This is a genomic window from Novosphingobium meiothermophilum, assembly GCF_003171715.1.
In the GTDB taxonomy this organism is placed as follows: domain Bacteria; phylum Pseudomonadota; class Alphaproteobacteria; order Sphingomonadales; family Sphingomonadaceae; genus Novosphingobium; species Novosphingobium meiothermophilum.
Window position 1 is genome coordinate 568,794 of the sequence record NZ_QGHL01000004.1, and the last position, 13,174, is coordinate 581,967.

12 protein-coding genes are annotated in these 13,174 nt (G+C 64.6%); all 12 read right to left on the reverse strand.

Annotated features, from left to right (window positions below):
• Nucleotides 1–2: 2 nt before the first annotated feature.
• The 12 genes from DKM43_RS03125 to rplT all read right to left on the reverse strand — a co-directional run bounded on the left by DKM43_RS03125 (nucleotide 3) and on the right by rplT (nucleotide 13,164).
• A complete protein-coding gene (locus DKM43_RS03125) occupies nucleotides 3–929 on the reverse strand; it encodes a prephenate/arogenate dehydrogenase family protein (protein WP_109796976.1) in 927 nt (308 codons plus the stop codon).
• Nucleotides 926–2,041 carry a pyridoxal phosphate-dependent aminotransferase gene (locus tag DKM43_RS03130; protein ID WP_109796977.1) on the reverse strand — a complete coding sequence of 372 codons (1,116 nt, stop codon included), beginning with the start codon at nucleotides 2,039–2,041 and terminating at the stop codon, nucleotides 926–928. The genes DKM43_RS03125 and DKM43_RS03130 overlap by 4 nt, the downstream gene beginning before the upstream one ends.
• Nucleotides 2,042–2,239: 198 nt before the next feature.
• Nucleotides 2,240–3,559, reverse strand: a complete 1,320-nt coding sequence (locus DKM43_RS03135; protein WP_109796978.1) for an ammonium transporter — start codon at nucleotides 3,557–3,559, stop codon at nucleotides 2,240–2,242.
• 35 nt (nucleotides 3,560–3,594) lie between these two features.
• Nucleotides 3,595–3,933 (reverse strand): P-II family nitrogen regulator, encoded by a 339-nt coding sequence (locus DKM43_RS03140; protein ID WP_054107869.1) that lies wholly within the window; start codon nucleotides 3,931–3,933, stop codon nucleotides 3,595–3,597.
• A gap of 173 nt (nucleotides 3,934–4,106) precedes the next feature.
• Entirely contained in the window at nucleotides 4,107–4,844 is a 738-nt protein-coding gene (locus DKM43_RS03145; RefSeq protein WP_109796979.1) for an endonuclease/exonuclease/phosphatase family protein, read from the reverse strand.
• A 22-nt stretch (nucleotides 4,845–4,866) separates the two neighbouring features.
• Nucleotides 4,867–5,739, reverse strand: coding sequence for an alpha/beta fold hydrolase (locus DKM43_RS03150; protein ID WP_109796980.1), 873 nt, complete (start codon nucleotides 5,737–5,739; stop codon nucleotides 4,867–4,869).
• Nucleotides 5,740–5,813: 74 nt separating this feature from the next.
• Nucleotides 5,814–7,334, reverse strand: a complete 1,521-nt coding sequence (locus tag DKM43_RS03155; protein WP_109796981.1) for a peptide chain release factor 3 — start codon at nucleotides 7,332–7,334, stop codon at nucleotides 5,814–5,816.
• Between the two features lie 11 nt (nucleotides 7,335–7,345).
• On the reverse strand, nucleotides 7,346–8,242 hold the full coding sequence (locus DKM43_RS03160) for an aldose 1-epimerase family protein (protein ID WP_109796982.1): 897 nt from the start codon (nucleotides 8,240–8,242) through the stop codon (nucleotides 7,346–7,348).
• Nucleotides 8,239–10,641 (reverse strand): phenylalanine--tRNA ligase subunit beta, encoded by a 2,403-nt coding sequence (gene pheT / locus DKM43_RS03165; protein ID WP_109796983.1) that lies wholly within the window; start codon nucleotides 10,639–10,641, stop codon nucleotides 8,239–8,241. Before pheT ends, DKM43_RS03160 begins: the two co-directional genes overlap by 4 nt.
• Nucleotides 10,638–11,738, reverse strand: coding sequence for a phenylalanine--tRNA ligase subunit alpha (gene pheS / locus DKM43_RS03170; protein WP_109796984.1), 1,101 nt, complete (start codon nucleotides 11,736–11,738; stop codon nucleotides 10,638–10,640). Before pheS ends, pheT begins: the two co-directional genes overlap by 4 nt.
• 45 nt (nucleotides 11,739–11,783) lie before the next feature.
• Complete coding sequence (locus DKM43_RS03175; protein WP_161554025.1) at nucleotides 11,784–12,590, reverse strand: helix-turn-helix domain-containing protein; 807 nt, start codon at nucleotides 12,588–12,590, stop codon at nucleotides 11,784–11,786.
• A gap of 214 nt (nucleotides 12,591–12,804) precedes the next feature.
• Nucleotides 12,805–13,164, reverse strand: a complete 360-nt coding sequence (gene rplT, locus DKM43_RS03180; RefSeq protein ID WP_109796986.1) for a 50S ribosomal protein L20 — start codon at nucleotides 13,162–13,164, stop codon at nucleotides 12,805–12,807.
• Nucleotides 13,165–13,174 lie beyond the last annotated feature (10 nt).

The window sequence follows — 13,174 nt, forward strand, 5'->3', positions numbered from 1 at the left end:
GATCAGCCTTCGGGTTGATGATCGGAACGGCCGAAGTCGGGCCGCGCGTCGTCCTGCCCCATCTCGATGATGCCCCGCCGGATCGCACGGGTGCGCGTGAAGTGATCGAACAGGAACGCACCATCGCCCTTGCGGATGGCCTTCTGCAATTCGGTCAGATCCTCGGTGAAACGCTGGAGCATTTCCAGCACCGCATCGCGGTTCGAAAGAAAGACATCGCGCCACATCGTCGGATCGGATGCGGCAATGCGCGTGAAATCGCGAAAGCCCCCAGCCGAATACTTGATGACTTCACTTTGCGTCACCTGTTCAAGATCGGATGCAGTGCCAACGATGGTGTAGGCAATCAGGTGCGGCAAGTGGCTGGTCACGGCCAGCACCTTGTCGTGATGGTCGGCGTCCATCGTCTCGACCCGCGCACCTAGCCCCTCCCAGAAGGCGATCAGGCGCGCACACAGGCCGGGATCCGCATCGGCCGGGGGCGTCACAATGCACCAGCGATTGCGGAACAGCGCGGCAAAGCCTGCATCGGGGCCGCTGCGCTCGGTCCCGGCTACGGGGTGCGCGGGGATGATGTGATGCCCTGGCAGAGCCTCAGCCAGCGCCGCAGCAACGGTTGCCTTGGATGATCCGACATCGCTGACCAGCGCTTCGGACGACAGCCCCGGTGCAATCGCGCGGGCCGCTGCTCCCATCGCGCCAACCGGAACGCAGAAGATGACAAGGTCCGATCCCTGTGCAGCTCCATGCGCATCATCGGCAATCCGGTGCGCCAGCCCCCGCGCCTTTGCCGCGCTTCGCACCACAGGATCGGCATCATATCCAACTACCCTTGCGCCCGGCAGAAATGCCTGAACGGCAAGGCCGATCGAGCCGCCAAGCAGGCCCAGCCCGACTATGGTGATCTGCCGGAAGGGCGCGTCACTCACTTTGCCGCCTCGCACATCTGCCGGATGGCCTCGGCAATCTCGTCCATCTGCGCCTCGGTGCCGATGGTGATGCGCAGCGCCTGCGGCAGGCCCTGCCCCGGCAGCCAGCGCGTGATGTAACCGTGGTCCATCAGTCCCGTATAAACCTGCTCCGCGCTCAGCGCGCCTTCGAACAGGATCAGCACGAAGTTCGCCCGGCTTGGCAGTGGACGCACACCGTGGTTGCCCAGCGCTTCAAGCTTGCCAACAAAGCGTTCGCGCACCGCGCGATTGTGGCGGCGCGATGCCTCGACGAAAGCCTGATCGCGCATAGCCGCAACTCCGGCTGCCTGCCCCGTCAACGAGATATTGAAGGGTCCGCGAATGCGGTTGAGCATGTCGACGATGGCAGGATCGGCAGTGCCCCAGCCAATGCGCTCACCGGCAAGGCCATAGATCTTCGAGAAGGTGCGCGTAACGAGCACATTGCCCGCGCTCTGCGAAAGGGCCAGCGCGCCGTCATCCTCTTCGGGATCGAGATATTCGGCATAGGCACCGTCGAGCACGAGCAGGATGTCCGGCCGCAAGCCGGCATGAAGCCGGGCAATCTCGGCGCGCGGCAGCCAGCTTCCCGTCGGATTGTTGGGATTGGCAAGAAACACCACGCGCGTCTGCCCGGTAACGCAGGCCAGCAGCGCATCCACATCGGTGCCGTAATCGGCATCGGGCGCGATGATCGGAGTGGCCCCGCAACGGCGCGCGGCAATATCATAGACCGAAAAGCCATAGCGCACGTAAAGGACTTCATCGCCCGGTCCGGCATAAGCCTGCGCGGCGAGGTTGAGCAGTTCGTCGGAACCGGTGCCCATGACGATGCGCGCCGGATCAATCCCGTGGACCGCACCGATGGCCGCGCGCAGTTCCTTGCTGTCAGGGTCGGGATAGCGCGCCGGATCGCCAGCAGCAAGGCGCGCCTCCAGCGCTGCCGCGCTCGTCCCCAGCGGGTTTTCATTTGCCGAAAGCTTGGTCAGCACCTGCCCGTCCTTGCCGGTCGATTTGCCGGGGACATAGGCGTGAATGCCGAGGATCCAGTCCTTTGGCCGGGGAGCAGGGGGAAGCGGTGCGTCTGCCATGGCCGCGCCTTAGAGTTTGCCGAACCTGCGGGCAAGGCGATGCCGCCAAAAAAGCCGCCCCGGCCGGAACGAAAAAAGGGCCGGAAGCGGGCTAGCGCTTCCGGCCTTAGTCTGTTCGCAGGAGGAACAAGGTTTGGCGGGGTGGGAGGATGAGAGGGAGAGGATCTGGCCCCCCCGCCCCGCCAATTCGGACAAAACTTACATGTTGTAGGCACGCTCGCCGTGTTCGCCGAGATCGAGACCTTCACGCTCGACCTCTTCGCTCACACGCAGGCCGGTCAGCGCCTTGGCGACATACATGGCGATCGTGGTGCCGATGGCGGCCCACACGATGGTGGCCACGGTCGCGCTGATCTGGGTCACGAGCTGGGCGCCCATGTCGAAATCTGCGCCGCCAGGGCCGCCGAGCGAGGGCGAATAGACGATGCCGGTGCCGATCGCGCCGATCATCCCGCCAACACCGTGGATGCCGAAGGCGTCGAGCGCGTCGTCATAACCAAGCTTCGGCTTGACCACCGTGACGAGGTAGAAGCAGACCAGCGAGGCGATGGCGCCCAGAACGATGGCACCGAACGGACCGGAGTTGCCGGCAGCAGGCGTCACCGCGACCAGACCGGCGATGATGCCAGAACAGAAGCCCAGCGCCGAACCCTTGTGGCCGGACATGCGCTCGGCCAGCATCCAGAACAGACCGGCAGACGCCGTGGCGACAAAGGTGTTGATCATGGCAAGCGCTGCCGAACCGTTGGCTTCAAGCGCCGAACCGGCGTTGAACCCGAACCAGCCCACCCACAGCAGACCCGTGCCGACGCCAGTCAGGGTCAGCGAGTGCGGGGCCATGATATCCTTCTGATAGCCGATGCGCTTGCCCAGGATAAGGCAGGCAACCAGCGCCGAAACGCCTGCGTTGATGTGCACCACGGTGCCGCCGGCGAAATCGAGCGCACCCATTTCGAAGAACAGGCCGCCGCCCGCCCAGACCATGTGGGCAATCGGGAAATAGACGATCGTCAGCCACACTGCCGCAAAGGCCATGGTGGCGGAAAACTTCATGCGTTCGACCACCGATCCGAGCACCAGCGCGACCGTGATGGCAGCGAAAGTCATCTGGAAGCAGATGAACACGTATTCAGGGATCTCGACGCCGTCGGTGAAGGTCGCCGCCTGGCTCGATGCATCGACGCCGGAGAGGAAGAACTTGCCCCAGCTGATGAAGGCGTTGCCTTCAGGCCCGAAGGCAAGGCCATAGCCGAACATGACCCACATCAGCATGGCAAGGCATGTCACCGCGCCGATCTGGGTCATCGTGGAAAGCATGTTCTTGGACCGCGTCAGGCCGCCATAGAAGAGCGCAAGGCCCGGCAGGATCATCATCAGCACGAGCACGGTCGAAACCATCATCCAGGCCGTATCGCCCTTGTCGACGGTTGCTGCGGCAGCTTCCTGCGCATGGGCGGCCGAAGCCGCAAGCAAAGTGGCACCTGTTCCCGCCAGGCCACCGATCAATTTGCGGAGCATGTCTGTCCCCCTGAAGTCGGATTTGGAAAACGCCGTCACAGCGCGGTGTCCCCGGTTTCGCCGGTGCGGATGCGCGTGGCCGATGCCAGATCGAGCACGAACACCTTGCCGTCCCCGATGGCCTCGGTGCTGGCGGCCTGCTGGATCGTCTCGACGATCTGCGGCGCGAGATCGTCGCTTGCGGCGATCTCGATCTTCACCTTCGGCAGCATGTTGGTCGAGTATTCAGCACCGCGATAGATTTCGGTCTGGCCCTTCTGCCGTCCGAAGCCCTTCACCTCGGACACCGTCATCCCGGCAACGCCCAAGGCCGACAGCGCTTCGCGCACCTCGTCGAGCTTGAACGGCTTGATGATGGCGATGATGAACTTCATTCATGCCCCCTTTTCGTTGCCCTCACGCCGGGCGACCCGCCGGCATCAAAGGTTAAGCAAGGGGCGTGCCAGATCCGTAATTTGCCGGATTCGGGCTTTTGCGGGTTCGCAAATGTCGTGGGATGTGCCGGACGCGCCTGAAACTTGTGCAACGCACGCGGCGTGCCTGTTTTTTAGGCAGTCGGCTTTGCGTTTTTTAAGGGCAGTTCCAGCTCCGCCCAGACCGGCAGGTGGTCCGAACCGACCGCAGCTAGCGGGCTGTGGTGCACGCCTGCCGCTTCCACATGCAGGCCGCTGCTGATGACGATGCGATCAAGCTGGGCAATCGGGCGCCGTGCAGGAAAGCTGCGGCCCGGCGCCAGAACGCGCATTGCGGCCGGAAAGGCGCCGAGCGCGCCGCGCGAAGCCGACCATTCGTTGAGATCGCCCATCATCACGACATGAGCATCATCCTGCAAGGCTTCGACATGGCGGCAAACCGCCCGCACCTGCTGGCGGCGGCGAAGCCCGGACAGGTCGAGATGCATCCCCACCACGTGGACGAGTTCGCTGCCAAGGCGCAGCGTTGCCGAAAGGGCGCCGCGCGGCTCGATCGTCGGCAGGACGACAGGACTGGCGTCGACAACCTCGATCCCGCGCCTCACCAGCAGGGCATTGCCATGCCAGCCCATGCTCGCGGCCGTGCGGGCGCGATCGTAGTGACCGGTTTCGACCGCCATCCACGGGCTGTGATCGTCCAGCATCGCGCGCGGAATAACCGCCTCGCGCTGTCCAAAGCGCAGATCGGCCTCCTGCAAGGCGATCACGTCGGCATCCATCTCGCGCAGCACCGTGAGGATCCGGTCAGGGTCGCGCTGCCGGTCAAGACCGACCCCCTTGTGGATGTTGTAGCTGGCGACCTTGAGCTTCACCGCAATCCTGCGCGCGGGCCGTTCAGAGGAAGTCCTTGAGCTTGGCGATGAACCGGTCGAACTGGTCGTGGTGCAGCCAGTGGCCCGCATTCTCGAACTCGACCACCTCGGCATTGCGGAAATAGGCGGCCATACCGTTGCGTTCGGGATTGCCTGCCCAGGAATCCGCGCCGTTCAGCAGCAGCGTCGGACAGGTGATGGCGCTCCACAGTTCGTTGCGCTGCTCGATGCTGATGTCATAGGGCGCGCCATCGACATTGAGGTGCGGATCGAACTTCCAGCTGAAGGTGCCATCCTCGTTGCGGTTGATGCCGTGCAGGGTCAGGTGCCGGGCCTGCGCATCGGTGAGATAGGGGTTCTCGCTCTTCATGCGCGCATAGGCATCTTCAAGCGTGGGATAGCGGCGCGGCAGACGCCCTGCGGCCTTGCGCTTCTCGCCGATGAACTCGCGCACGCGCCGGGCAAAGGGCACGTTCTTGATCAGCGCCTCGCGCTCAGGCGTGGGAAACAGGCCCTCGATCGCCACGACCTTGCGCACGTTCTCCGGGAACAGCCCGGCATAGCGCAGGCTGGTATTGGCCCCCCACGAATGCGCCACGATCGTCACCGGCGCCAGATCGAGCTGATGGACAAGCTGGGCCACGTCATAGACCAGATCCATCGTGCGGTAGTTGCCGTCCGATGTCCATTCGCTGTCGCCATGGCCGCGATGATCCATGGCGATGATGTGCCAGTCCTCGCGCAGCGCCTCGGCGGTCCAGTCCCACGAACGACAGTGGTCACGCCCGCCGTGGACCAGAAGCAGCGGCGGCTTGTCCGCATTGCCCCAATCCACATAGTGAAGCCGCAGGCGCTGCGAGATGAAAGTGTTCGAGGTCGGGCCGAGAAGTTGCATGGCAGGCTAACTGCGCCCGATGCCTTCCGGTTTCAACCCCTCACCGCTTCACTCCCCCAAAGCGATAGCTGCAATCACCGTTCCTTCGTGGCCGAAAAGACCAGATCGGGATTGCGCTCCTGCTGATAGCCCACGTCCCACGCCGAACGCGCCATGAATACCGGATCGCCATCACGGTCCTTGGCAAGGTTCGCCATGTTGAAATCGGCGAAGGCCTTCAGCGCCATGTCGCTGCCCCGCACCCAGCGCGCGGTATCGAACGGCGATGGCTCCAGCACGGCCTCGACCTTGTATTCCGCCTCAAGCCGCGAGACGAGCACATCAAGCTGAAGCTGGCCGACCACGCCCACGATCCATTGCGAACCGATCTCCGGGTAGAACACCTGGATCACGCCCTCTTCAGAAAGATCGTCCAGCGCCTTGCGCAACTGCTTGGTCTTGGTCGGGTCTTTCAGCACCACGCGGCGCAGGATTTCCGGGGCGAAGTTGGGCAGGCCGGTAAAGCGCAGGTCGTTCTTCTCCGATAGCGTATCGCCCACACGCAAGGTGCCGTGGTTGGGAATGCCGATGATGTCGCCAGCCTCGGCCGTATCGGCAATCTCGCGGTCCTGCGCGAAGAACAGGATCGGCGAATGCACGGCAATCGGCTTGCCGAGGCCCGAAGGCGTCAGCTTCATCCCCCGCCGGAATGTGCCCGAAACCATGCGCATGAAGGCAATGCGGTCGCGGTGCTGGGGGTCCATGTTGGCCTGCACCTTGAAGATGAACCCGGTCACGTCGGGCCGGGCAGGATCCACCACGCCGCTGTCCGAAGACTGCGGACGCGGTGGAGGCGCGTATTTCGCAATCGCATCGATCAGTTCGGCCACGCCGAAGTTCTTCAGCGCCGATCCGAAATAGACGGGTGTCAGATCGCCGTGGCGATAGGCCTCGATATCGAACTGGGGATAGCCGGCGCGGGCCAGTTCGATTTCCTCGGCAATGTCCTCCGGTATGTCCGTGGCGGGCTCGCGCTTGCCAAGAAACTCGCGGCTGTCGCCTTCGGGCCGGGCGATGGTCTCGTCGGCAAAGTTCATGACGCCCTGAAACACGCCGCCCATGCCGATCGGCCATGACATCGGCACCACGTCCAGCGCCAGCGCATCGGCCACTTCGTCGAGCGTCTCGAACACGCTGCGGCCTTCGCGGTCCACCTTGTTGACAAAGGTGATGATCGGCACCGAGCGCATCCGGCAGACCTCAAAGAGCTTGCGCGTCTGCGGCTCGATGCCCTTGGCAGCATCGATCACCATGATCGCCGAATCGACCGCAGTCAGCGTGCGGTAGGTATCTTCGGAAAAGTCCTCGTGGCCCGGCGTATCCAGCAGGTTGAAGACGATGCCGTCCTTCTGGAACGTCATGACCGAGGACGTGACCGAGATCCCGCGCTGCTGCTCGATCTTCATCCAGTCCGATCTGGCACGCCGGGCCGCGCCGCGCGCCTTGACTTCGCCCGCCAGATGGATCGCCCCGCCTTGCAGCAGGAGTTTCTCGGTCAGCGTGGTCTTGCCCGCGTCGGGGTGGGAAATGATGGCGAAGGTGCGGCGATTGGACATGGCTCGCGCGGTTAGCGCGGGCGGACGGTTACGTCCATGCAGAAGCTGCGGGTTTCGCCCGGCGCAAGCAGGACGATGCCGGGCTTTTCCCGGAAATCTCCGGCAAAGCCCTCAGGGTCGGCATGGCCCGCCCACGGTTCGATGCAGACATAGCGCGCGCCGGGAACCTGCCACACGCCCAGCGATGGCATGTCCGGAAAGGCAATGTCCAGCCATGCCCCGCCTTCTGCGCCATAGGACAGCGACCGGCTGGCCACCTTTTCCCAGATCAGCGCATCGGCGCGGAACAGGTCTTCATGCAGCACCAGTTCGCGCCCCTGTGCGGGGCTGGGAACCGTGCGGGGAAGGAGAACGCCGGTTCCGGGGGCAACCTGCCGAAGCTGCGCTGCCTCCTCGGCGGCAAACACCAGCTTGTGGGCGTGCTTTTCGGCACCACCCGGCAGCGGCCACGCGAATGCGGGATGGAAACCGAAACTGAACGGCAGGACCTTCGCGTTGGGATTGAATACACTTACGCAGGTGTGCAGCGTCATCCCCGCGATGCGATAGGCCGCTTCCAGCACGAAACCGAAAGGATAGACCGCCCGCGTTTCAGGCGAATCGGTCAGCCGGAAGCGGGCTGCTGCGGCTTCGACCTGAACCGGCGCGAACATGCTGCGCCGGGCAAATCCGTGCTTGGCCATGGTGAAGGCGTGCCCGTCAAGCCGCAAGGTGTTCTCCGCCAGCGCTCCGATGATCGGAAAGAGCAGCGGCGCATGGCCCGACCAGAACGCGGGGTCTGCATCGGTCATGTATTCGCGGCCTTCACCATCGGTCAGCGACCACAGCTCGGCACCCAGCGGATTGATCCGCGCGGTCAGCCCCCCAGAGGCGCTGGTTTCGCCGATGGTGACAAGCGCCTCGCTCATCCCCGCAGAACGCCTCCCAACTTGGCAGCCGCCGCCACGACCTTGTCCGAAAGCGCCTTAAGCGCAGCTTCGTCGAACGATTTCTCGACCGGCTGGAGCGTGATCTCGATGGCAAGGCTCTTCTGCCCTTCGGGCACGCCCGCGCCGCGGAAATCGTCGAACACGCGCGCACCGACGATGGCCTGCTTGTCCGCACCTCTCACCGCGCGCAGAAGATCGGCGGCCGGAACCCCGGCATCGACAAGGAAGGCAAAATCGCGCTTCACCGCCTGCAACGCGGGCGGCGCAAAGTGCGAACGGGCAAAGGTGCCCGCGCCCTTCCTTGCCGGAATGCGATCAAGGAACAGTTCCGCCACGGCCACCGGCCCATCCAGATCGAACGCCTTTGCGGTGGCGGGATGAAGCATGCCGAAACGCGCCAGAACCTGCTTCGGCCCCAAGCGCAGCGTTGCCGACTGGCCGGGATGGAACTGCGCCCCGGCCTCGCCCATCACTTGCAGGTTGTCCACAGGCGCGCCCGCTTCCGCCAGCAGCGCAAGCGTCTCGGCCTTGGCGTCGAACGCATCGAAGGCACGCGCCTTGCCGCCGTTCACTCTGGCATCCCAGCCGCGCGGCACGGCATCGCCTGCCAGCACCACGGCGAGGCTCGGCTTCTCGTCGCTCGCGCCGCCCTCCCCGCGCAGATAGCGGCGGCCGATCTCGAACAGGCGCACGGCGCTGGCACCGCGATGCAGATTGCGCTGCGCCGCCACAAGCAGTCCCGGCAGCAGCGAAGGCCGCATGACCTTGAGATCTTCCGAAATCGGATTGGCCAGGGTCCACAAGGGCTGGCCATCGGCAAAGTGGGCCGCCTCGCGCTCCGGCAGGAACGACCAAGTCACCGCTTCATGCAGACCCCGCGCAGCCGCCGCACGGCGCAGGCGCCGCTCGGTCATTTGCGCAGCCGTTGCCGTGGGGCGCGCCACGCCATCGGCGCGGGGCAGCGGGGTGGAGGGCACCGCATCAAGCCCGTGCACGCGGATTACCTCTTCCACGATGTCGGGCGCGCCGTCCACATCGGGCCGCCATGTCGGGACCGTGACCGTCCAGTCCTCGGCCACGGCAAAGCCCAGCGCTGCAAGGATGCGCTTCTGCTCGCCCGCACCCACATCGACGCCGCCCAGCGTTCCCGCAAGCGCCGGATCATAGGCAACGGTCCGGCGCGTCAGCGGTGGCTGCCCCGCACGCACCACTTCGCTCGCCTCGCCGCCGCAGATGTCAAGGATCAGGCTGGTGAGCAGGTCCATGCCGGTATCGAGGAACGCCGGATCGACGCCCCGCTCGAACCGCCCGCGCGCGTCCGAAGCCAGCGCCAGCGCCTGCCCTGTGCGGGCGATCGAGGGCGGATCGAAATAGGCCACTTCCAGCAGAACGTCGCGTGTCTCCTCGGTGCAGCCCGAATGTTCGCCACCCATGATCCCGGCAATGTCATGCACGCCGGAATCATCGGCAATCACCGTCATGAAGGGCTGGAGCGCGTATTCCTTGCCGTTCAGCGCAAGGCAGGTTTCACCCTCGCGCGCCTTGCGGGCCACGACCGCGCCGGTCAGCCGGGCAAGGTCATAGGCATGGGCCGGACGGCCATAGCCGAGCATCACGAAATTGGTGATGTCCACCAGAGCCGAGATCGGGCGCTGGCCCGCACTTTTCAGAAAGTCCTGCAACCACTGCGGGCTGGGGCCGTTCTTCACCCCGCGGATGACGCGGCCGTAGAACGCCGGGCAGCCTTCGGGATCATCGGTGCGCACTTCGACCGGACAGGCAAAGCTGCCAGCAACCGGCACCGCCGTGATCGGCTTCAATACGCCCAGACCCGCCGCCGCCAGATCGCGGGCGATGCCGTAAACCCCCATGCAATCGGGGCGGTTGGGCGTGATCGCCACATCGAACACCGGATCGGAACCGAGATAGTCGGCAAAGCTCGTGCCCACCGGCGCATCGGCCGGCAGTTCGATGATCCCGTCATGGTCCTCGCCAAGGCACAGCTCGCGCGTGGAGCACATCATGCCGTTGGATTCGACACCGCGAATGGCGGACTTGCGCAGTTCCATGCCGTTGGCGGGAACCACCGCGCCCGGCAGGCCGAGCACGCCGACAAGGCCCGCACGCGCATTGGGCGCACCGCACACGACCTGAAGCGGCGAACCGTCTCCCAGATCGACCGAGAGGACTTGCAGCTTGTCGGCCTGCGGGTGCTTTTCCGCGGTCAGCACGCGGGCAATGCGAAACTTCGTCAGCGCCGCCGAAGCATCCTCGACGCTTTCGATTTCCAGACCAAGCGAGGTCAGCTTTTCGGCAATCTGCCGGGCATCGGCCTTGGTATCGAGGACCGACTTGAGCCAAGAGAGCGAGAACTTCATGCGCGCACTCCCACACCGCCTGAAAGGGTCGGAACGTCCAATGCGCCAAAGCCGTAATGGCCCAGCCACCGCGCATCGCCGTCGAAGAAGGCGCGCAAGTCGTCCATGCCGTATTTCAGCATGGCCAGACGGTCCACACCGGTGCCGAAGGCAAAACCCTGCCATTCGTCCGGATCAAGCCCGCCGAACGCGATGACCTTGCGGTTGACCATGCCTGATCCAAGGACTTCCATCCAGCCGCCATCCGGCGCATCGCCGCTGCCGCCGACCACGCGCTTGCCGCCCACCAGCGTATAGCCGACATCGACCTCGACCGAAGGTTCGGTGAAGGGGAAATAGCTGGGGCGCAGGCGCAGGACGATATCGTCGCGTTCGAAAAACGCCTTCAGGAAAGTTTCGAGCGTCCACTTCAGGTGGCCGAGGTGAATGCCCTTGTCGATCACCAGCCCTTCGATCTGGTGGAACATCGGCGTGTGCGTGGCATCGCTGTCCGAGCGATAGACCCGCCCCGGCGCGATCACGCGCAAGGGCGCACCCTGGTCCAGCATGGCCCGGATCTGCACCGGCGAGGTATGCGTGCGCAGCAGCATCGAACGGCCTTCCGCGTCCCTGTCCGGGAAATAGAAGGTATCGTGCATGGCGCGCGCAGGATGCGTTTCCGGCATGTTCAGCGCGGTGAAATTGTGCCAGTCGTCTTCGATTTCAGGGCCGCTTGCCACGGCAAAGCCCATGTCGGCGAAGATTTCCGCCAGTTCGTCCATGACCTGGCTGACCGGATGGACCGAACCTCGCGGCGTTTCGGATGCGGGAAGCGAAAGGTCCACCGTTTCGGCAGCAAGGCGCGCTTCAAGCGCGGCATGTTCAAGCGCGGCCTTGCGCTCGCTCAGCGCGGCCGTCACGGCTTCGCGCGCGGCGTGGATCTTCGGGCCTTCGCTGTGGCGCTGCTCCCGCGTCATCCCGCCAAGAGACTTCAGCAGCGCGCTGACCCAGCCCTGCTTGCCCAGCGCCGATACGCGGATCGCTTCGATGGCCTGCACCGTCGCAGCCTCGGCGATGGCGGCAAGCGTTTCAGCCTGATGTTGATCGAGGTTTTCCATGCGCGCAGCCGCTAGCCGCAAATGCGCAGGAATCAAAGTGTGGAGTTATCGCGACGAGGGGGAATGCAGCGCCTGGACAGCATTGCCCACGAACGCCTGCCTTGCACGCATCACTTCACCGACGACGGGTTTGGCGCACGCCGCATATTCGCGCGGGCTCATCCCCATGAACCGGTGGAAATCGCGCACGAACTGCGCCTGATCGTGATAGTGACTGTCAATGGCCCCGATCCACTTGAGCGAGGGATCGAGAAGATACTGCACCAGGCTGCGCATAAACCGCTGGCGCCGCAGCAGCAGCCGCGGCGCAAAGCCGAAATGGCGGCGGCAAAGGCGCTCCAGCGTGTGCGCTGGCAGGCACGCAGCCTCGGCCATGGCGCCCACTGTGGCTATTTCCGGATCGACCAGCGCGGCATGGCAGGCCATTATGCGCGGATCGTCCTCATGTTCGCCCGCCGCGAGGGCCTGTGTGAAGAAGGCACTGATCCGCGCCAGTTCGGCGTCCTCATCCGCATCCGTGCCGAACAGTGCTTCTGCAAGCGGCACGAAGGCCTGAAGGAAAGGCTGGTCCTTGAGGTTATAGACGCGGTCGGCATGAAGGCTGGCCGGTTGCCCGATGAACCGCGCCCAGCCCAGGGGCAGAAACCCGATGCCCCATGAACGCGCCGTGCCGATCGTGAACCTCAGGGTCGTGCTCGTCGGACCGGTGAAATTGGCGCCGGCCCCGGCAAGCAGGGGCTGCCCCGGCAGCCGGGAATCGGGAAAGTCGCCCTGAAAGACGCGCAGACTGGCCCATTCCGGGTGAAGATGGTCCGTGACGCGCCCGCCGGACCCGACATGGATTTCGGTCAAATAGAAGGTTGTGAAATAGCGGGCGAGCGGCGCGGGAGGCCGGTGGAAGCGAACCCGGACAGAACAGTCCCTCGCTGTCAAGAAGTGTGCGCCCCGTCCCGTTGTGCTTGCTGCTTCAGGCCAGCTTGCATCGCGGCCGCGCGATCCGCAACGAAAAAGGGCGGACTTCCGAAGAAATCCGCCCCTTTCAACAGGTGCAAAGCGCGCCGTCGCCTCAGGCGGGCAGCGCCGCCTTGGCCTGTGCGATGACCGCGTTGAAGATCGCGCCTTCATTCATGGCCAGATCGGCCATGGCCTTGCGATCGAGTTCGATCCCGGCGAGCTTCGCGCCGTGGATGAACTGCGAGTAGGTCAGCCCTTCGGCGCGCACGGCGGCGTTGATGCGCTGGATCCACAGGGCGCGGAAGTTGCGCTTCTTAACCTTGCGGTCACGATAGGCATACTGGCCGGCCTTTTCGACGGCCTGACGGGCAACGCGGATGGTATTCTTGCGACGGCCGCGGAAGCCCTTCGCCTGTTCCAGAATCCGCTTGTGCTTTGCACGGGTGGTTACACCACGCTTGATACGGCTCATTGGTCAGCGC